The following is a 19,769-nucleotide window of genomic DNA, read 5'->3' as shown; positions in this document are numbered from 1 at the left end:
GGCCGGGTTCCGTCGTGCGACGGGACCCTGCCGGAGCCGTCGGGAGAGGTTCAGCTCTCCAGCTGGGCGAGCGCCTCTGTGGCGATCCGCTCGAAGACCGCCTCGTCGGCGGCGAAGTCGGAGTCCGGGATCGGCGCGTGGATGACCAGCTCGGTGAAGCCCAGCTCGCGGTGGCGGCCCGCGAAGTCCACGAACGCGTCCACGGACTCCAGGATGGCGCCGCGCTCGGGGGTGAAGCCGGTCAGCAGCACCTTCTCGATGGAGTCGGAATCCCGGCCGATCTCCGCCAGGGCCTTCTCCAGGCGCTCGTGCTGGACGCGCAGGGCCGCCAGCGATTCCTCGGGCGTGCCCTCGGCGTGCTTCGGGTCGCCCGCGGTCACCCAGGCCTGGCCGTGGCGCGCCGCGAGCTTCACACCGCGAGGGCCGGTCGCCGCGACGGCGAACGGCAGGCGGGGACGCTGGACGCAACCGGGGATGTTGCGCGCCTCGTCGGCGGAGTAGAACGTGCCGTGGTGGGTGACCGCCGGCTCGGTGAGCAGCCGGTCGAGCAGCGGCACGAACTCCGCGAAGCGGTCCGCCCGCTCGCGCGGGCTCCACTCGTCCTGCCCCAGCGCGGTCGCGTCGAAGCCGTTGCCGCCCGCGCCGATGCCGAGGGTGATGCGACCGCCCGAGATGTCGTCCAGGGACATCAGCTCCTTGGCCAGGGTCACCGGGTGCCGGAAGTTCGGCGAGGTGACCAGGGTCCCCAGGCGGATCCGCTCGGTGACGGCCGCCGCGGCGGTCAGGGTGGGCACCGCGCCGTACCAGGTCTGGTCGCGGAAACTCCGCCAGCTCAGGTGGTCGTAGGTGTAGGCGGTGTGGAACCCGAGGCGCTCGGCCCGCTCCCACTGGTCGCGGCCCCCCTCGTGCCACGGACGTACCGGCAGGATCACGGTGCTCAGGCGCAAAGTCATGCCGTCGAGCGTACGGCGGTCCGTGTCTCGTACACCAACCACACCGCGTCCCTCAGGGCCCGGCTCGTCCGGTCTGGCGCATGTTTCACGTGAAACATGCGTCGGCGCGAAGCCTTCGGCGGGGCTGCCCCGCGGCCGGAGCGGGGAAAATGTCTGGACGATCACGGTCCGGCAGCCGGGGCCCATGGGCGAAGATGGAGCGGTGACCTCGGCTTCTCAGCGCCCCGACGGGCCGACCCCCGCCCCCCGGCTCATCGCCACCGATCTCGACGGCACCCTGCTGCGCGACGACAAGTCCGTCTCGCTCCGCACGGTCGCCGCGCTCGCCGCTGCCGAGGAGGCCGGGATCGAGGTCTTCTTCGTCACCGGCCGTCCGGCCCGCTGGATGGACGTGGTCAGCGACCACGTCCACGGCCACGGCCTGGCGATCTGCGCGAACGGCGCCGCCGTCGTCGACCTCCACGCAGGACGGGAGTTCGTAGAGGTCAGGGCGCTGCCCCGGGCCACGGCCCTCACCGTCGTCAACGCCCTGCGCACGGCAGCCCCCGGCACCTCCTTCGCGGTCGAGATGACCACCGGCATCAACTACGAACCGGCCTACCCGCCGTTCTTCCAGGACCCGGGGGCCACGGTCGCCACGGCCGAGAAGCTGCTCCACGAGGAGCACGACGACCATGCGGCTCCGGTGCTGAAGCTGCTCGCGCACCATCCCGAGATGGCCCCGGACGACTTCCTCGCCCTGGCCCGGTCCGCCGCCGGCGCCTACGCCTCCATCACCCGCTCCAGCCCGACCGCACTGCTGGAGATCAGCGGGCTCGGGGTGTCCAAGGCCAGCACCCTGGAGCTGTGCTGTGCCGAACGCGGGATCTCGCCCGCGGAGGTCGTCGCCTTCGGGGACATGCCGAACGACGTGGAGATGCTCCGCTGGGCCGGCACCTCGTACGCGATGGGCAACGCCCACCCGGACGTGATCGCGGCCGCCTCCGGCCGTACGGTGGCCAACAACGAGGACGGGGTCGCCGTGGTGATCGAACGGATCCTGGCCGAGCGCACCGCACGCGGCTAAGGGGTCTCCCCGCCCGGGTGGGCGCGACCGATCACAGCGGGGCCTCCCAGACCAGGGTGGTCCCGCCGTCGTCCTCCCCGATGCCGGATCCGTACCAGCTGGAGCCGCCGAGCGACTCCGCCCTGCGGCGCAGGTTCCGCAGGCCGCTGCGCCGGCCGCCTTCCGGCATGCCCACCCCGTCGTCGGCGACTTCCAGCCGTACCCCCGGCCGGCCGTCGGGCAGGCTGGCGGTGGAGTCGACCAGCACCTCGATGCGGGACGCGGCCGCGTGCCGGAAGGCGTTGGACAGGGCCTCGCGGAGGGCCGCGATCAGGTTCTTGCCGACCAGCTCCCCGACGACGGTGTCGACCGGCCCGACGAAACGGTGCGCGGGCTTGAAGCCCAGCGGTACGGCCGCCATGTTGATCTCCCGCAGCACACGGGTGCGCAGCCCCGACGGGGCCTCCGCCGGACCCTGCTGGAGCGCGAAGATCGCGGTGCGGATCTCCTGGATGGTCACGTCCAGCTCGTCCACGGCCTTGCCCACGCCGTCGCGGACCTCGGGGACGATGGACCTGCGCTGCGCGCCCTCCAGCATCATCCCGGTGGCGAACAGCCGCTGGATGACCAGGTCGTGCAGGTCCCGGGCGATCCGGTCGCGGTCCTCGAACACCGCGAGCCGCTCCCGGTCCCGCTGGGCCTCGGCCATCATCAGCGCGAGGGCGGCCTGGGAGGCGAACTGCGTGGCCAGGGTCCGCTCCGCCTCCGTGAAGGGCCGCTTTCCACGGGCCCGCGGGGTGACCAGCGCACCCAGCACCCGCCCGCCGCTGTGCAGCGGCAGCATCATGCAGGGCCCGTACTGGCTGGTCAGCCTACTGATCATGCGGGGGTCGGAGGCGGCGTCGTCCACGAACACCGGCTCGCCCCGCAGCAGCTTGTCCGCCACCGGGCTCTCGGCGGGAATGACCACGCCGAGCGAGGTGGCGGGGTTGTCCGCGGAGACCGCGACGATCTCCATGCCGCCCTCCTCCGCCGGCAGCATCACGATCCCGGCGGCGGAGTCGGCCAGCCGTCGGGCCTGTTCGGCCACCACCGACAGGGCGTCGTCCGCGTCGCCGCCGGACAGCAGGGCCGTGGTGACCGCCACCGAGCCGTCGATCCAGCGCTCGCGCTGGGTGGCGGCCTCGTAGAGCCGGGCGTTGCCGATGGCGATGCCCGCCTCGGTGGCCAGCACCCGGACCATGTGGACGTCGTAGTCGTTGAACTCGCCGCCGCCGTTCTTCTCGGCGAGGTAGAGGTTCCCGAAGATCTCGCCCTGCACCCGGATCGGGACGCCCAGGAAGGTCTTCATGGGCGGGTGGTGCGCGGGGAACCCCGCCGACCGGGGGTCCTTCGTCAGATCGGCGAGCCGGACGGTGTCCGGGTGGGAGATGAGCGCCCCGAGCAGGCCGCGCTTCCCGTCCGGCCGGTGCCCGATCCGCCGCGCCAGCTGTGCGCTGACGCCGAAGGTGACGAAGTCCGAGAGCCCCGGGCCGTCCGTGTCCACGACCCCGATCGCCGCGTAGCGGGCGTCGGCGAGCTCGGCGGCGGTCTCGCAGATGCGGTCGAGCGTGGAGTGCAGTTCGAGGCCGGTGCCGACCGAACGCATGGCCTCCAGCAGCTGTGGGACGCGGGCCGTCAGCTCCGTGGACAGCCCGTGCAGGCTCCGGGTGGCCTGGGTGGCGGCCTCCAGCGGATCCGGTGCGCCCCCACGGGATTCCGGCGACTCCGGTGATTCCTGCGACTCCTGCACTGACATGCCCTCGAGCGTAGTTAGTCCCGTATAGGAGGGAAAGTCAGCCCCGGGTGCCGACCAGGGCCCGATCGGCCTCCCGCTCACGCTCCAGAAGGCTCCGCAGCGGCCCCTCGGCCTCCGCCAGCTCCGCATAGGCGCCCCGCTGCACGACCGCTCCCTCGTCCAGTACGAGCACCTCGTCCACCGCCGCCAGCCCGGCGAGCCGATGCGTGATCAGTACGGTGGTCCGGCCCTCCGTGGCCGCCAGCAGATCCGCCGTCAGGGCGTCCGCGGTCGCCAGGTCCAGGTGCTCGGCCGGCTCGTCCAGGACGAGGACGGGGAAGTCCGCCAGCAGCGCCCGCGCCAGGGCCAGCCGCTGGCGCTGCCCGCCGGAGATCCGCTCCCCGTGCTCCCCGACCAGGGTGTCCAGCCCGTCCGGAAGCCCGTCGGCCCACTCCAGCAGCCGGGCCGCGGCAAGGGCCTCGCGCAGCTGCTCCTCGCTCGCCCCGGTCCGGGCCAGCCGCAGGTTCTCGCGCACCGAGCTGTCGAAGAGGTGCGCGTCCTGGGCGCACAGGCCCACGATCCGGCGTACGTCGTCGCCGTCGAGGCCCCGGACGTCCATCCCGCCCAGGGTGTACGCGCCTTCGCGCGGGTCGAGGAAGCGCAGCAGGACCTGCGCCAGGGTGGTCTTGCCCGAACCCGACGGCCCGACGACCGCGATGCGCCGGCCCGCCTCCAGGGTCAGGTCCAGCCCGTGCAGCGCGTCCCGCTCCTGCCCGCCGTGCCGGGCGGCGAGGCCCGTCAGCCGCAGCGGGAAGGGCGAGTCCGGCAGCGCCCGGGGCTCGGCCGGCTCGGCGACGGGCACCGGGGCGTCGATGACCTCGTACACCCGCTCGGCGCTGCGCCGCACCCGCTGGCGGTACTGGACGGCCAGCGGGAGCCCGCTGACGGCTTCGAAGGCGGCGAGCGGGGTCAGCACCACCACCGCCATGGCCACCCCGGACAGCCGGCCGTCCGCGACGGCCTCCGCACCGGCAAACGCGGCGCACACCACAGTGAGTCCGCACACCAGGGCGGAAAGCCCGCCGCCCAGCCCGGTGGCCGCGGCCCCGCGCGAGGCGATCCGGGTCAGCACGCCGTCGCTCTCCCGCGCCCGCTCCTTGCGGCCGGCCAGCGCCCCGGCCACCGTCAGTTCGGCGGTACCCGTCAGCAGATCGGCCACCCGGGTGGCGAGTTCGCCCCGGGCGGGCGCCAGCCGCCGCTCGGCACGCCGCGCGCAAGCCCCGCTGAGCAGCGGCACCCCCACCCCCGCGGCGAGCAGCCCCGCCGCGAGCGCGGCCCCCGCCCCGGGCAGCATCCAGGCGGTGAACGCCACCGACCCGGTGCCGACGAGCACCGCCGTGCCCACGGGCAGGAGCCAGCGCAGCCAGTAGTCCTGGAGCGCGTCGGCGTCGGCCACCAGCCGGGAGAGTAGGTCCCCGCGCCGCTGCTCGCGCAGCCCGGCGGGGGCGATCCGCTCCAGCCGGCGGTACACCGCGACCCGCAGGTCGGCGAGCATCCGCAGGACGGCGTCGTGCGACACGAGCCGCTCGGCGTAGCGGAAGACGGCCCGCCCGATCCCGAAGGCCCGCGTCGCGGTGACGGCAACCATCAGGTACAGCACCGGCGGCTGCTCGGAGGCCCGGGAGATCAGCCATCCCGAGACGGCCATCAGCCCGACGCTGCTCCCGACGGCCAGCGCCCCGAGCAGCAGCCCGAGCTGGAACCGGCCCTGCCAGGCCGCGGCCACGGCGCGCACCCGGCGCAGCGGATCACCGGCCGCTCCCGCGCCCTCGGTGCCCCCGCCGGCCGAGCCGCGTCCGTTCCGCTCGGGTCCGTGCCCGAGGATCCACTCGCCGGGGCCCGAGACCACCGCGGACCCGTGCGAAGCCGTGCCCCCTCCCGCAGCGGAGGCCGTACCGGCGATGGCCGCCGAGGCCGTACCGGCTGCGGCCGCGAGGGCCCCGGCCGGCCGGCCCGCGGCGCCCTCGCCCACCGCCACGACGCGGTCGGCCACCGCCAGCAGCGCCGGCCGGTGCACCACGAGCAGCACGGTCCGCCCGACCGCGAGGCGGCGTACGGCGTCCACGACCGCGGCCTCGGTCTCCCCGTCCAGGGCCGCCGTCGGTTCGTCCAGCAGCAGCACCGGCCGGTCCGCGAGGAACGCCCTGGCCAGGGCGAGGCGCTGGCGCTGCCCGGCGGACAGTCCGGTCCCGCCCTCACCGAGCAGGGTCCGCACCCCGTGCGGCAGGGCGGAGACGAACTCCCACGCCCCGGCCTCGCGCAGGGCCGCCTCCACGGCTTCGTCCTCGGCCCCGGGCCGGGCCAGGCGGACGTTCTCGGCGATGGTCCCGGCGAACAGGTGGGGCCGCTGCGGGACCCATGCGATGCGCTCCCGCCACTGTTCCAGGGAGAGCTCCGCCAGGTCCGCGTCCCCGACCCGGACCCGTCCCGCCGCCGGGGTGACGAAGCCCAGCAGCACGTTCAGCAGAGTGGACTTCCCGGCCCCGCTCGGGCCGGTGAGGGCCACGCACTCGCCCGGTCCGACGACGAGCGAGACGGGTCCCGGAGAGCTCGCGCCGCGCCCCTCGTACCGCACCTCGACCCCGTCGAGCGCGATCCGCAGTCCCGTGGCCGGCACGTCGGCGCCGCCACCCGGTGCGGGGGCCGGGGTCTCCAGGACCTCGAAGATCTCTTCCGCGGCGGCCAGTCCTTCGGCGGCCGCGTGGTACTGCGCGCCGACCTGGCGCAGCGGCAGGTAGGCCTCCGGCGCCAGGATCAGGATGACCAGCCCGGTGTACAGGTCCAGCTCCCCGTGGACGAGCCGCATCCCGATGGTGACCGCGACGAGCGCCACGGACAGCGTCGCCAGGAGCTCAAGGGCGAAGGAGGAGAGGAAGGCGATGCGCAGGGTGCGCATGGTGGCCTGGCGGTAGTCGTCGGTGATCTTCCGGATGGACTCGGCCTGTGCCTTGGCCCGCCCGAACACCTTCAGCGTGGGCAGGCCCACCACCACGTCGAGGAAGTGCCCCGACAGCCGCGAGAGCAGCCGCCACTGGCGGTCCATCCTGCTCTGGGTGGCCATGCCGATGAGGATCATGAACAGCGGGATCAGCGGCAGGGTGACCACGATGATGGCCGCCGACACCCAGTCCTCGGTGACGATCCGGGCGAGCACCGCCCCCGGGACCACCACCGCGAGCCCCAGCTGGGGCAGGTAGCGGGAGAAGTAGTCGTCGAGCGCGTCCACGCCCCGGGTGGCCAGGGACACCAGGGACCCCGTGCGCTGTCCGCTGAGCCGGCCGGGCCCGAGGGCGGCGGCACGGTCCAGCAGCCGGCCCCGGAGTTCGGACTTGACCGCCGCGCTCGCCCGGTGCGCGGCCAGCTCCGTGAGCCAGGCGACGAGGCCGCGCCCCAGGGCCACCGCCGCGAGCAGCAGCAGCGGCGTCCGGAGCGCGGCGCCGTCGAGTCCCCGTTCGAAGGCTCCGACCACGATCTCGGCGATGAGCATCGCCTGACCGACGACCAGCCCCGCCCCGGCGAGCCCGAGGGCCACCACTGCCCCCAGGAACAGACGGGTGGAACGGGCGTACCGCAGCAGGCGCGGGTCGATCGGTTTCACGTGAAACATCCCCTCGGCAGGGTCGGGCAGGAGTGACGCGCGCGGCTCAGTGCGCGTCGACGATGTGCTGCGTACCGATCCGCTTGCGGAAGACCCAGTACGTCCAGCCCTGGTAGAGCAGGACCAGGGGAGTGGCCACGGCGGCGCACCAGGTCATGATCTTCAGGGTGTACGGGGTGGACGAGGCGTTGGTGACCGTGAGGCTCCAGGCCGCGTCCAGCGAGGACGGCATGACGTTCGGGAACAGCGTCAGGAAGAGCATCGCGACGGCCGCCGCGATGGTGATCCCGGACAGGGCGAACGCCCAGCCCTCCCGGCCCGCGAGGTTGAACCCGAGGGCCCCGACCAGTGCCACTACGGCGACGGCCATCGCCGCCAGGCTCCAGACGTCACCGCGCGAGGCCTGGGTCCAGATCAGGAAGACCAGGGCCAGGACGGCCGTCACCACCCCCAGCCGGGTGGCGAGCGCACGCGCACGGTCCCGGATGTCCCCGACGGTCTTCAGAGCGGCGAAGACGGCACCGTGGAAGGTGAACAGGGTGAGGGTGACCAGGCCGCCGAGGACCGAGTAGACGTTGAGCAGGTCGAGGACGTTCCCGACGTACTCCATGTCCTGGTCGATCTTCACGCCGCGCGCGATGTTGGCGAAGGCCACACCCCACAGGAAGGCCGGGATCAGCGAGGTCCAGAAGATCGCGTGTTCCCAGTTGGTCTGCCACCGCTCCTCGGACCGCTTGTGGCGGTACTCGAAGGCGACTCCGCGGACGATGAGGCAGCCCAGGATGACCAGCAGCGGCAGGTAGAAGCCGGAGAAGAGGGTCGCGTACCACTCGGGGAAGGCGGCGAAGGTGGCGCCGCCGGCCGTGAGCAGCCACACCTCGTTGCCGTCCCAGACGGGTCCGATGGTGTTGATCAGGACCCGCTTCTCGGTGCGGTCCCGGGCGAGGAGCTTGGTCAGGACACCGATCCCGAAGTCGAAGCCCTCCAGGAAGAAGTAGCCGGTCCACAGGACGGCGATCAGTACGAACCAGACGTCGTGAAGTTCCATGGTGTGGTCTCCTCAGCCTCAGTACGAGAAGGCCATCGGCCGGTCGGGGTTCTTGTCGTCCCCGCCGATCCTGGTGGGCGGGTTGAGGTCGGCCTCGGTGAGCTCGGGCGGGCCGGCCTTGACGTACTTCACGAGCAGCCTGACCTCGATCACCGCGAGCACGGCGTAGAGCAGAGTGAAGCCGATCATCGAGGTGAGCACCTCGCCCTGCGAGACGCCCGGCGAGACCGCGTCCCTGGTGCGCAGCACTCCGTAGACCACCCAGGGCTGACGGCCCATCTCGGTGAAGATCCAGCCCCAGGAGTTGGCGATCAGCGGGAAGAGCATGGTCCAGAGCGCGGCGATCCAGTACAGCCGGGCGAACCGGGGGCTGAGCGCCTCCTTGAAGAGGACGAGATGGGGGACCTCGTCCTCACCGGTGCGCAGCGCCGGCGGCAGCATGAACCGCTTGCGGGTCAGCCACAGCCCGAGCATGCCGATCCCCAGGGAGGCCATGCCGAAGCCGATCATCCAGCGGAAGCCCCAGTAGGCGACGGGGATGTTGGGCCGGTAGTCGCCGGGGCCGAACTTCTCCTGCTCGGCCTTGTTGACGTCGTTGATGCCGGGGACGAAGGAGCTGAAGTCGTCGTTGGCGAGGAAGGACAGGAGGCCGGGAATCTCGATGGCCACCTTGTTGTGGCCCTTCTCGACGTCTCCGTAGGCGAAGACCGAGAAGGGGGCCGGCGCCTCGCCGTCCCAGAGCGCTTCGGCGGCGGCCATCTTCATCGGCTGCTGCTTGAACATCACCTTGCCGAGCAGGTCACCGCTGATCGCGGTGCCCATTCCGGCGATGATCATGACGACCAGGCCGAGCCGCAGCGAGCTGCGCATCACCGGGACGTGCTTCTTGCGCGCGAGGTGGAAGGCGGCGATGCCGACCATGAACGCACCGCCGACGAGGAACGCGGCCGTGATGGTGTGGAAGAACTGGGTGAGGGCGGTGTCCTGGGTGAGGACCGCCCAGAAGTCGGTGAGCTCGGCCCGGCCCCGCTCCTCGTTGATGCGGTAGCCGACCGGGTGCTGCATCCAGGAGTTGGCCGCCAGGATGAAGTAGGCGGACAGGACGGTGCCGAGGGAGACCATCCAGATGCAGGCGAGGTGGATCTTCTTGGGCAGCTTGTCCCAGCCGAAGATCCACAAGCCGATGAAGGTCGACTCGAAGAAGAAGGCGATCAATGCCTCGAACGCCAGCGGGGCGCCGAAGATGTCGCCCACGAATCGCGAGTAGTCGGACCAGTTCATGCCGAACTGGAACTCCTGGACGATGCCGGTGACGACACCCATCGCGATATTGATCAAGAAAAGCTTGCCCCAGAACTTCGTGGCCCTGAGGTACTTCTCCTTCTCCGTGCGGACCCACGCGGTCTGCAGGCCGGCGGTCAGCGCGGCGAGCGAGATCGTGAGCGGAACGAAGAGGAAGTGGTAGACGGTGGTGATGCCGAACTGCCAGCGCGCCAATGTCTCAGGCGCCAAAGCTAGGTCCACGTCGTCTTCTCCTTGTCGTCGCCGTGGTCACAGCGGGCAGTCTGCCTGGCGGGTTCCTCCCCATAACGGGAGGAAGCAGGACACGCTTGTGAACGCGTTCACATTCACAAGCATTATGTCCTACCACTTCCGGCTCGAATCAGCCGGGGTCCCCCTTATCGGCCACTAGCCAAGGATTTCAACAGATTGTTGAATGTGGCCATGCAGATTCGAATCTCCTGGCCTGCCGGCCTGCTCACCGCGACCCTCGACGAGACCCCGACCAGCAAGGCGCTGGCGGCGGCCCTTCCGATCTCCGCCTCCGCGAACACCTGGGGCGAGGAGGTCTACTTCGACACCGGGGTCTCGGTGGCCCTGGAAGACGACGCCCAGCAGGTCGTCGACCCCGGCACGGTCGCCTTCTGGACCGAGGGCGACGCACTCGCCCTGCCCTACGGCCCCACGCCCATCTCGCGCGGTGGCGAGAGCCGCCTGGCGAGCCCGTGCAACGTGCTCGGCTCGTTCGACGGCGACCCCCGCCTCCTGGCCACCGTCCGCGACGGCGACCCCATCCGCGTGGAACTGGTCTGACCCCAGCTCCCGGCTGCGGCACGCGGCCGCGGCTCCCTGCCTACGGCTCCGCGCCCACGGCCTTGCCTACAGCTCCTTGAAGAACGCCTCCGCCGTGTGCAGGAAGAGGTCGTTCGCCTCGGTCTCACCGATCGTGACCCGCAGGCCCTCGCCCGCGAAGGGCCGGACCACCACACCGGCCTTCTCGCAGGCCGCCGCGAAGTCGGCGGTGCGCTCCCCCAGCCGCATCCACACGAAGTTGGCCTGGGTGTCCGGAACCGTCCAGCCCTGCGCGAGCAGCGTCTCGTGGACCCGGTTGCGCTCGCACACCAGCGCCCCGACCCGGCCCATCAGCTCGTCCTCGGCCCGCAGCGAGGCGACCGCCGCGTCCTGGGCGAGCTGGCTCACGCCGAAGGGCACGGCCGTCTTGCGCAGCGCCGCGGCCACCGGCTCGTGTGCCACTGCGAAGCCGACGCGCAGGCCGGCCAGCCCGTACGCCTTGGAGAACGTGCGCAGCACGGCCACGTTCGGGCGGTCGCGGTAGAGCTCGATGCCGTCCGGGACGTCGGTGTCGCGCACGAACTCCCGGTAGGCCTCGTCCAGCACCACCAGGACGTCCGAGGGAACCCGGTCCAGGAACCGCTCCAGCTCGGCGCGGCGCACGGCGGTGCCGGTGGGGTTGTTGGGGTTGCAGACGAAGATCAGGCGGGTCCGGTCGGTGATCGCGGCGGCCATCGCGTCCAGGTCGTGCACGTCACCGTCGGTCAGCGGCACCTGCACCGAGGTCGCGCCGGAGATCTGGGTGATGATCGGGTACGCCTCGAAGGAGCGCCAGGCGTAGATGACCTCGTCGCCCGGGCCGGCCGTGGACTGGATCAGCGACTGGGCCACACCCACCGAGCCGGTGCCCGTGGCGATGTGCTCGACCGGCACGCCGAAACGCTCCGCCAGCTCGTTCACCAGGCCGGTGCACGCCATGTCCGGGTAGCGGTTGAACCGGCCGGCCGCGGCCACGGCGCTCTCCAGGACCCCCGGGAGCGGCGGGTACGGGTTCTCGTTCGAGGACAGCTTGAACGCGACGGCCCCGCCCGCGGCGGCGGGCTTGCCGGGCTTGTAGGTGGGGATGCCGTCCAGCTCGGCGCGCAGCTTCGGGCTCTTCTCGCTCACCGCAGGTCCTCCTCGACCGTCCCGTCGACGTCTCCGTCGACTCAATACTGCTCACCTTATGAGGATTCCGCCGATACGAGAATGGCGGGCGCCAGGAACACAGGGGGAGCGCGCGCATATATGCGTGCGCCGATGGCCTGCGCCGTGGCGCGCGTCCCTCGTGCAGGTGAGTTGAGGGCGGCCGGAGGCGGCTCCGTTTTGGCATGTTCGTACCCGTCGACAAGCCTCACTCTCAGACCAGGACGACAAATACCTTCAATTCCAAGGTCATTGGGGGTGGCGAACCATGCAGAATCGTGCCTGTCAACGCGTGCATATGCACCCGAACCACCCTGCCCTCCGCGCCCTACTATCGGCTCGCCATGACAGCAGCAGGGAAGCACCAGGTGAGCCGGACCGAGACCACCCGGCGGGTCGGCGGCCGACAGGGCCGGGCCGGCATCAGGGACGTGGCCGCCGCGGCGGGCGTGTCCATCACAACCGTCTCCGACGCGCTCAATGGCAAGGGGAGGCTGCCGGACGCCACCCGCCGCCACGTCCGCGAGGTCGCCGACCGGCTGGGGTACCGCCCCTCCGCCGCGGCCCGCACCCTCCGTACCGGCAAGTCGGGCCTCATCGGCCTGACCGTGACGACGTACGGGGATGAACCTTTCACCTTCACCGAATTCGCGTACTTCGCCGAGATGGCACGGGCCGCCACCTCCGCCGCGCTCGCCCGCGGCTACGCCCTCGTCATCCTGCCCGCCACCTCACGACACGACGTCTGGTCCAACGTGGCCCTCGACGGCACCGTCGTCATCGACCCCTCCGACCACGACCCGGTCGTCAGCGAACTGGTCCGCCAGGGACTGCCCGTGGTCTCCGACGGCCGGCCGGCGGGCACCCTGCCCGTCACCGCCTGGGTGGACAACGACCACGAGGCCGCCGTGCTGGGCCTCCTCGACCACCTCGCCGCCGCCGGAGCCCGCCGCATCGGGCTGCTGACCGGCACCACCACCGACACCTACACCCGGCTCTCCACGACGGCGTACCTCAACTGGTGCGAGCGCGTCGGCCAGGACCCGGTCTACGAGTCCTACCCCGCCCACGACCCGTGCGCCGGCGCCGTCGCCGCCGACCGGCTCCTCGCCCGCCCCGACCGGCCGGACGCCGTGTACGGCCTCTTCGACCCCAACGGCACCGACCTCCTCGCCGCCGCCCGGCGCTACGGGCTGCGGGTCCCCGAGGACCTGCTCCTCGTCTGCTGCAGCGAGTCCACCGTCTACGCCAACACCGAACCGCCCATCACCACGCTCTCCCTCAAGCCCCGCCGCATCGGCACCGCCGTCGTACAGCTGCTGATCGACGCGATCGAGGGAGTGGACACCGGACGCCCCGTCGAACAGGTCGTGCCGACCGAGCTGATCATCCGCACCTCCTCGCAGCGCAGGACACCCCGCACGACCGTCAGCCCGCCGCGCTCGCCGGCCCAGGACTGACCGCCACACCGTCACAGGGGCGGGGCCGATGGCCCCGCCGAGGATTTCCACAACGCCGAAACCGGAACAAAAGGGCAGGAAGGAGAGGTTCCGGCAAGGATTCACCACCCCTGGTGCGTCACAGAGCGCGAGCCGCATTCCTATGATGGGCGCACGACATCACGGACCCTCCACCCCGGAGGTGAGCAGGGTCCGCAGGTGTACGGCAGCGCGACGGTGGTGGAGGGGTCGATGACTCAGGGGGCCGGTCAGGGACCCGCGATGCGGACGGACACGCTGCGGGACTTCCGGGTGCCGGTCGTCGAACCCGCGCCGTACACCGCGGCCGCCGCACTGCCCGGCGAGCCCCCCGTGTACGGCGAGTACCCCGCGTACTACGACGAGAGCACCCCGGTGCCCCCGCGGCCCGCCTACGCTCCCGACGGGCCCGCCGCGGCTCCTCCCGCCCACCCGGGCCCGGAGGCCGTCCCGCAGCAGCGCACGGCGGGCGACGGCGAGTACGACGACGCCGGTGACGACGGCTACACGCCCACGCAGCGCGACCTGCCCATCATCGTCCGCGGCTCGGCCGGCGGCCCCGGGGACACCGTGCAGGTCCAGTACGTCCCCCAGGAGAACCCCGGCTCCGGCCCCGGCCCGCTCTACGTCGTGGGCGACGTGCACGGCTACCTGGACGAGCTCATCCGGGAACTCCAGGCCCAGCACCTCATCGACGCCGAATGCCGCTGGTCCGCCGGCAACGCCCGGCTCTGGTTCCTCGGCGACTTCACCGACCGCGGCCCCGACGGCATCGGCGTCATCGACCTCGTCATGCGGCTCTCCGCCGAGGCCGCCGCCGCCGGCGGCTACTGCAAGGCCCTGATGGGCAACCACGAACTGCTCCTGATCGGCGCCAAGCGCTTCGGCGACACCCCCGTGTCCTCCGGCGCCGGCACCGCCACCTTCCAGGCCGCCTGGCTGCTCAACGGCGGCCAGCGCACCGACATGGAGCGCCTGGAGGACGTGCACCTCCAGTGGATGTCCCGCCTCGACGCGGCGACGCTGCAGGACGGCCACCTGCTGCTGCACTCGGACACCACCGCGTACCTGGACTACGGCGACTCCATCGAGGACGTCAACGACACCATCCACGAGCTTCTCAACCGCAACGACGCCGACATCACCTGGGACCTCTTCCGCAAGTTCACCAAGCGGTTCGCCTTCCGCGACGAGGAGACCGGCCCCCAGGCCGTACGGGAACTCCTGGCCACCTACGGCGGCGGCCGCGTCGTCCACGGCCACAGCCCCATCCCGTACCTGCTCGGCGAGGTGGGCACCGAGGACGGCGACGAATCCCACGGCCCGGAGGCCGTGGACGGGCCCCACGTGTACGCCGACGGGCTGGCCATCGCGATGGACGGCGGAGTGACGATGGCGGGCAAGCTGCTCGTCGTTCAACTACCTCTGCGCGACTGAGCGTTCTCGGAGCGGGGTATTTCAGCAAAGCCCCTGTCACCGCGTGGCAGGGGCGCTCTACCATCGCTCTATCCGTAGCAGGCTCTCCTCCGTTTGTGCCGGAGCCCCGTATCTACGCGGGCATACCGGCATGTACGGGGCATCGGGGGATGCACATGACCAGCGCTCCGCACCTGCTCACCGAAGACCGACCGGAGTTCGACCGGCTCCTCGACGAGGCACTGCGCACCGCGGACGAACGACCCGAACTCGCCACCCTGGGCGAACGGCTGAACGCCGAACAACTGCGCACCATGGCCCTGGCCGCCATCACACTCCTGACCGCCGCGGCGGCCGCCGAGTACGACCACTACGTGAAGGTGCGGGAGGAGCTGCGCGACGGGGCCCTCTCGGTCTTCGGGACGAACGCCGAGGACGGCGGCGAGGACCAGGACGACGGGGCCGGTGTGAGCGCCGTGGTCGGCGTCCTCGCACCGGTCCTGGCGGGCACCGCCATGCTGATCTTCCTGCTGGTGGGGTACTGCCTCAAGATGATCGACCCGGTCCCTGCCTTCGCCGAGACCATGCTGACGGCGGGCTGGCTCTTCGGCGGGCTCACCGTGGCCGCCCTGCTGTTCGCGGTGGTCGGGCTGCTCGTGACGGCCCTGCGCAACAGCTCCACGGAGGTCACGGCGGAAGAGAGCGTGCCGATACCCGACGAACTCTCCCGTGCCCGGGAGGCCTGGCGGAACGCGTTGCTGGAGCGGGGCATCGTGCCCTTCCTGCGTGACGCCCTGGCGGACCCGACCGCCGGACCGGGCTACCCGGTGCCTCGCACGCCGGGGGCCGGGCGGATCCCCAGCCTGGGCTACACGCGCCCGGACTTCACCAGCCCGGGCCCGAACTCCCCGGGCTCCCGACCCGGCTTCAGCTCGCCGGACTTCACCAGCCCGGACTTCGGCGGACCGGACCAGGACCCCGAGTAGGACCGGAGTGGGTCCCCGAGCAGGACCCCGGCCACCGCTGCCCGGCCGGCCGTGTTTCACGTGAAACATCCGCCGCCACGGGCTCGGCCGGGAACGGCGAAGGCCGGCCGACGACTCCCCCCGGAATACCGTCGGCCGACCCCCTGTGCACCCGTCAGTCGGCCAGCGGCAGGTAGACCCTGTTGCCCGAGGCCGCGAACTCGGCGGACTTCTCCGCCATGCCCGCCTCGATCTCATCGGCCTTCAGGTCACCGCCGTGCTCACGGCGGATGTCCTGCGAGATCTTCATGGAGCAGAACTTCGGACCGCACATGGAGCAGAAGTGCGCGGTCTTGGCCGGCTCGGCCGGGAGGGTCTCGTCGTGGAACTCACGGGCCGTGTCCGGGTCCAGGGCCAGGTTGAACTGGTCCTCCCAGCGGAACTCGAACCGCGCGTCCGACAGGGCGTCGTCCCACTCCTGGGCGCCCGGGTGGCCCTTGGCCAGGTCCGCCGCGTGCGCGGAGATCTTGTAGGTGATGACGCCGGTCTTCACGTCGTCCCGGTTGGGCAGGCCCAGGTGCTCCTTGGGCGTCACGTAGCAGAGCATCGCGGTGCCCCACCAGGCGATCATCGCGGCGCCGATGCCCGAGGTGATGTGGTCGTACGCGGGCGCGACGTCGGTGGTCAGCGGGCCGAGCGTGTAGAACGGCGCCTCCTCGCAGATCTCCTGCTGGAGGTCGATGTTCTCCTTGATCTTGTGCATCGGGACGTGGCCCGGGCCCTCGATCATCGTCTGGACGTTGTGCCGCTTGGCGATGGTGTTCAGCTCGCCCAGCGTCTTCAGCTCCGCGAACTGCGCCGCGTCGTTGGCGTCCGCGATGGAGCCCGGCCGCAGGCCGTCACCCAGCGAGTACGTGACGTCGTACGTCGCGAGGATGTCGCACAGCTCCTCGAAGTTCGTGTAGAGGAAGTTCTCCTTGTGGTGCGCGAGGCACCAGGCGGCCATGATCGAACCACCGCGGGAGACGATGCCGGTCTTGCGACGGGCGGTCAGCGGCACGTACGGCAGCAGTACGCCGGCGTGGACCGTCATGTAGTCGACGCCCTGCTCGGCCTGCTCGATGACCGTGTCCTTGTAGATCTCCCAGGTCAGGTCCTCGGCCTTGCCGTCGACCTTCTCCAGGGCCTGGTACAGCGGCACGGTGCCGATCGGGACGGGGGAGTTGCGCAGCACCCACTCGCGGGTGGTGTGGATGTTGCGGCCGGTGGAGAGGTCCATGACCGTGTCGGCGCCCCAGCGGGTCGCCCAGGTCATCTTCTCCACCTCCTCCTCGATCGAGGAGGTGACGGCGGAGTTGCCGATGTTGGCGTTGACCTTGACCAGGAACTTCTTGCCGATGATCATCGGCTCGATCTCCGGGTGGTTCACGTTGGCCGGAAGCACCGCGCGGCCTGCGGCGATCTCCTCGCGGACGACCTCGGGGGAGACGTTCTCGCGGATCGCGACGTACTCCATCTCCGGGGTGACCTCGCCCCGGCGGGCGTACGCGAGCTGGGTGACGGCGGCGCCGCCACGGCCCCGGCGGGGCTGGCGCGGGCGGCCCGGGAAGACCGCGTCGAGGTTCTTGAGACCCCCGCGCGGCGAGGTGTGCTTGATGCCGTCGTCCTCGGGGCGGACGGGGCGTCCCGCGTACTCCTCCGTGTCGCCACGGCCGATGATCCAGTTCTCGCGCAGCGGCGCGAGGCCGCGGCGGACGTCGGTCTCGATCTGCGGGTCGGTGTACGGACCGGACGTGTCGTAGAGCGTCACGTCCTTGCCGTTGGTGAGGTGGACCTGGCGGACCGGCACCCGGATGTCGGGGCGGGAGCCCGCCACGTAGCCCTTGTGCCAGCCCGGCTGGCGCTCGGTCTGGCCGTCGGCGTTCTGGCTGACGGCAGGCGTGCGTGCGTCCTGAATGGTCATGAGACCTAATCTCCCTACGCCGGCATTACCCGGTAACAGGTTCGGCGGTCGACGCAGCCTCCTCCCGTACGCATTCTCATGCGCGTACGGTGATCAGCGCCCTCTCAGCCCGGTGCTCCGAGCTCCCGCGTTGTGCAAAGTAGCCCCCACGTTAGCGTCGGGTGTGGCGTGCTGAACAGTGGGCCCCCTCATCTCTTGCGATGATCTGCCGGTGACGTCCTCGCCGCAGCCTCCCCCCACGCCCACCGAGCCCACGGGCCACACCGGCCACGAACATGCGTCCCGCGGGGATGCCGCGGACTCCGCGCACGGGCATTCCCACGGCCACGGACACGGACACAGCCACGGCCACGGGCCGGCTGCCCCGGTCTCCAAGCACCTGCGGAAGGTGATCGCCGCCGTACTGATCCCGTTCGCCGCCGCCGTCTTCGTCGGCATGGCCCTGCTCTGGCCCGGCGGCGCCCCCGCGCACGAACGGACCGGGGTGGGCTTCGACCGCCAGACCCAACAGGGCAAGGTCGTCGCCCTCGCGAACGTCGACTGCAAATCGGTGAACGCCTCCCAGGTCCCTCCCACGGGCGACACCTCCACCCCCGAGGGCCGTGAGGCGCAGGCCGCCCAGACCGGCGAGTGCAAGAAGGCCACCGTCGAGGTGACCACCGGACCGGATCAGGGCCGGGCCTTCTTCGAGATCGTCCAGCCCGGCGCGCCCCGGCAGTTGGAGAAGGGCCAGGAGGTGGTGGTGGCGTACGCGCCGGACGCGCCCCGGGACCTCCAGTACTCGGTGATCGACCTGAACCGGAAGTTCCCGCTGGCACTGCTGGCCGGCATCTTCGCCGTCGCGGTCGTCGTGGTGGGCCGGATGCGCGGTCTCTTCGCCCTCATCGCACTCGGCGTCAGCTTCGGCGTCCTGACGCTCTTCATCCTCCCTGCGATCCTGCAGGGATCGAACCCGCTGCTCGTCGCGATCATCGGCGCCAGCGCGATCATGCTGATCGCGCTGTACATGTGCCACGGGCTGACGGCGCGGACCTCGGTCGCCGTCCTCGGCACGCTGGTCTCGCTCCTGCTGATCGGGCTGCTGGGCTCGCAGTTCATCAGCCAGGCGTTCCTCAGCGGCAACACGGACGACAACACCGGGCTGATCCACGGGCTCTACCCGAACATCGACATGAGTGGCTTGCTGCTGGCAGGCGTGATCATCGGATCCCTTGGCGTGCTCGACGACGTGACGGTCACTCAGACCTCGGCCGTCTGGGAACTCCACCAGGCGGACCCGGCCATGGGTCCGCGCGCCCTGTACCGGGCCGCCATCCGGATCGGCCGTGACCACATCGCCTCGGTGGTGAACACCCTCGTGCTGGCGTACGCCGGCGCAGCCCTGCCGCTCCTGCTGCTGTTCTCGATCGCCAACAGCAGCATGGGCACGGTGGCCAACAGCGAGCTGGTCGCGGAGGAGATCGTACGGACCCTCGTGGGCTCCATCGGGCTCGTGGCCTCGGTGCCGGTCACCACGGCGCTCGCGGCGCTGGTGGTCTCCGCCGACCGGCCGGAACCCGGGGCCGGAGCGTCCGGAAGCCCGGCGGCCGGTCCGGCCGCGCCGGCCCGCGGCGGCCGGGGACGGCGCCGGCGCAAGCGCTGACGGACGGGGCGGGGGCCGGGACCTCCCGGCCCCCGCCTCAGCCCGCCTTGCGCTCGTCGTGCTGCGACTCGGCGAGGATCTTGCCGAGCGCCTGGTCGAGGCTCTCCTCGAAGTCACCGAGGTTGCGCTCCTGACCGAGCGGAACAAGCCGGTCGGTCCGGTCGAGGAACGCGACGAGCGGGCCCGCGCCGGCCCGGAACAGGGCCCGCTCGCCCCCGACCTGGAGCCGGATGTGGACGTCGGACAGTTCGTCCGGATCGGTGGGCGCGATGTGCACGTCGCCGTCACCGCTCGGCTTGTTGATGCCGTCGAGAAGCAGCTCCCGGCCGAACGCCCAGGTCACGGGCGCGTCTCCGGGAAGGTGGAAGGTCAGGCGTACCGCGTACGGGTCACGGGCCTCGTACCGCAGCTCCACCGGGATCCGGAACGCGAGCTCCTCGGAAACGAGGAAGCTCATCATGACCTCTGCCTGTACCGACTCGCGCATTGCCTACCCCGCTGTAGTGGAAGTGGCCAGGAATGATCCCCCAGGGCCGTCTTGACAAGGGTGGTGGAAGCGCCAGCAG

The 19,769-nt window shown here is 71.4% G+C and carries 14 protein-coding genes and 1 riboswitch; of the genes, 6 read left to right on the top strand and 8 right to left on the bottom strand.

Translation table 11 applies throughout. From position 1 onward, the window contains the following. Positions 1–50: 50 nt before the first annotated feature. Entirely contained in the window at positions 51–953 is a 903-nt protein-coding gene (locus D1J60_RS17810; protein ID WP_125821756.1) for an LLM class flavin-dependent oxidoreductase, read from the bottom strand. A gap of 184 nt (positions 954–1,137) precedes the next feature. Here D1J60_RS17810 and D1J60_RS17805 point away from each other — a divergent pair, with 184 nt between their 5' ends. Then, positions 1,138–2,019, top strand: a complete 882-nt coding sequence (locus D1J60_RS17805; RefSeq protein WP_206436539.1) for a Cof-type HAD-IIB family hydrolase — start codon at positions 1,138–1,140, stop codon at positions 2,017–2,019. A gap of 31 nt (positions 2,020–2,050) precedes the next feature. On the opposite strand, the gene D1J60_RS17800 is transcribed toward D1J60_RS17805, so the two are convergent. From D1J60_RS17800 to D1J60_RS17785, 4 genes are read right to left on the bottom strand one after another with little or no spacing between them, the layout of a single operon-like run. Continuing rightward, positions 2,051–3,796: a GAF domain-containing protein gene (locus tag D1J60_RS17800; protein ID WP_125821754.1), complete on the bottom strand. Its 1,746-nt coding sequence runs from the start codon at positions 3,794–3,796 to the stop codon at positions 2,051–2,053. 37 nt (positions 3,797–3,833) lie between these two features. Continuing rightward, positions 3,834–7,433: a thiol reductant ABC exporter subunit CydD gene (cydD, locus tag D1J60_RS17795; protein ID WP_125821753.1), complete on the bottom strand. Its 3,600-nt coding sequence runs from the start codon at positions 7,431–7,433 to the stop codon at positions 3,834–3,836. Positions 7,434–7,479: 46 nt separating this feature from the next. Continuing rightward, positions 7,480–8,481 carry a cytochrome d ubiquinol oxidase subunit II gene (cydB, locus tag D1J60_RS17790; RefSeq protein ID WP_125821752.1) on the bottom strand — a complete coding sequence of 334 codons (1,002 nt, stop codon included), beginning with the start codon at positions 8,479–8,481 and terminating at the stop codon, positions 7,480–7,482. 18 nt (positions 8,482–8,499) lie between these two features. After that, positions 8,500–10,005 (bottom strand): cytochrome ubiquinol oxidase subunit I, encoded by a 1,506-nt coding sequence (locus tag D1J60_RS17785; RefSeq protein ID WP_125821751.1) that lies wholly within the window; start codon positions 10,003–10,005, stop codon positions 8,500–8,502. A 201-nt stretch (positions 10,006–10,206) separates the two neighbouring features. Here D1J60_RS17785 and D1J60_RS17780 point away from each other — a divergent pair, with 201 nt between their 5' ends. Continuing rightward, a complete protein-coding gene (locus D1J60_RS17780; protein ID WP_125594089.1) occupies positions 10,207–10,575 on the top strand; it encodes a cyclophilin-like fold protein in 369 nt (122 codons plus the stop codon). Between the two features lie 66 nt (positions 10,576–10,641). Here D1J60_RS17780 and hisC read toward each other — a convergent pair whose 3' ends face one another. After that, positions 10,642–11,721, bottom strand: a complete 1,080-nt coding sequence (gene hisC / locus D1J60_RS17775) for a histidinol-phosphate transaminase (protein ID WP_125821750.1) — start codon at positions 11,719–11,721, stop codon at positions 10,642–10,644. Between the two features lie 362 nt (positions 11,722–12,083). Here hisC and D1J60_RS17770 point away from each other — a divergent pair, with 362 nt between their 5' ends. The 3 genes from D1J60_RS17770 to D1J60_RS17760 all read left to right on the top strand — a co-directional run bounded on the left by D1J60_RS17770 (position 12,084) and on the right by D1J60_RS17760 (position 15,619). Next, positions 12,084–13,199 carry a LacI family DNA-binding transcriptional regulator gene (locus tag D1J60_RS17770; RefSeq protein WP_007265278.1) on the top strand — a complete coding sequence of 372 codons (1,116 nt, stop codon included), beginning with the start codon at positions 12,084–12,086 and terminating at the stop codon, positions 13,197–13,199. A gap of 216 nt (positions 13,200–13,415) precedes the next feature. Beyond that, positions 13,416–14,654: a metallophosphoesterase gene (locus tag D1J60_RS17765; protein ID WP_125824075.1), complete on the top strand. Its 1,239-nt coding sequence runs from the start codon at positions 13,416–13,418 to the stop codon at positions 14,652–14,654. Positions 14,655–14,803: 149 nt separating this feature from the next. Beyond that, positions 14,804–15,619: a hypothetical protein gene (locus D1J60_RS17760; protein WP_125821749.1), complete on the top strand. Its 816-nt coding sequence runs from the start codon at positions 14,804–14,806 to the stop codon at positions 15,617–15,619. A gap of 154 nt (positions 15,620–15,773) precedes the next feature. Here the strand turns inward: D1J60_RS17760 and thiC are convergent, their stop codons facing one another. Next, the gene (gene thiC, locus D1J60_RS17755; RefSeq protein WP_125821748.1) at positions 15,774–17,561 is read right to left on the bottom strand and encodes a phosphomethylpyrimidine synthase ThiC; all 1,788 of its coding nucleotides are present in this window, start codon (positions 17,559–17,561) and stop codon (positions 15,774–15,776) included. Beyond that, positions 17,556–17,700: riboswitch (TPP riboswitch) on the bottom strand. It overlaps the preceding gene by 6 nt. Before the next feature lie 72 nt (positions 17,701–17,772). Here thiC and D1J60_RS17750 point away from each other — a divergent pair. Further along, a complete protein-coding gene (locus D1J60_RS17750) occupies positions 17,773–19,203 on the top strand; it encodes a YibE/F family protein (RefSeq protein ID WP_241253306.1) in 1,431 nt (476 codons plus the stop codon). 37 nt (positions 19,204–19,240) lie between these two features. Here the strand turns inward: D1J60_RS17750 and D1J60_RS17745 are convergent, their stop codons facing one another. Then, positions 19,241–19,690 carry an SsgA family sporulation/cell division regulator gene (locus D1J60_RS17745; protein WP_125594094.1) on the bottom strand — a complete coding sequence of 150 codons (450 nt, stop codon included), beginning with the start codon at positions 19,688–19,690 and terminating at the stop codon, positions 19,241–19,243. Positions 19,691–19,769 lie beyond the last annotated feature (79 nt).

It is taken from the genome of Streptomyces sp. W1SF4, from assembly GCF_003950035.1.
GTDB lineage: Bacteria > Actinomycetota > Actinomycetes > Streptomycetales > Streptomycetaceae > Streptomyces > Streptomyces racemochromogenes.
The sequence above is the reverse complement of the archived record's forward strand: the minus strand, read 5'-3'. Positions and strand labels throughout refer to the sequence as shown.

What these genes read in the sequence shown, in the direction of transcription:
- D1J60_RS17760 (WP_125821749.1), top strand. Translation starts at nt 14,804, where the DNA reads ATGCACATGACCAGCGCTCCGCACCTGCTCACCGAAGACCGACCGGAG.
- D1J60_RS17770 (WP_007265278.1), top strand. Translation starts at nt 12,084, where the DNA reads ATGACAGCAGCAGGGAAGCACCAGGTGAGCCGGACCGAGACCACCCGG.
- D1J60_RS17805 (WP_206436539.1), top strand. Translation starts at nt 1,138, where the DNA reads ATGGGCGAAGATGGAGCGGTGACCTCGGCTTCTCAGCGCCCCGACGGG.
- D1J60_RS17800 (WP_125821754.1), bottom strand. Translation starts at nt 3,796, where the DNA reads ATGTCAGTGCAGGAGTCGCAGGAATCACCGGAGTCGCCGGAATCCCGT.
- cydB (WP_125821752.1), bottom strand. Translation starts at nt 8,481, where the DNA reads ATGGAACTTCACGACGTCTGGTTCGTACTGATCGCCGTCCTGTGGACC.
- D1J60_RS17780 (WP_125594089.1), top strand. Translation starts at nt 10,207, where the DNA reads ATGCAGATTCGAATCTCCTGGCCTGCCGGCCTGCTCACCGCGACCCTC.
- thiC (WP_125821748.1), bottom strand. Translation starts at nt 17,561, where the DNA reads ATGACCATTCAGGACGCACGCACGCCTGCCGTCAGCCAGAACGCCGAC.
- D1J60_RS17810 (WP_125821756.1), bottom strand. Translation starts at nt 953, where the DNA reads ATGACTTTGCGCCTGAGCACCGTGATCCTGCCGGTACGTCCGTGGCAC.
- D1J60_RS17745 (WP_125594094.1), bottom strand. Translation starts at nt 19,690, where the DNA reads ATGCGCGAGTCGGTACAGGCAGAGGTCATGATGAGCTTCCTCGTTTCC.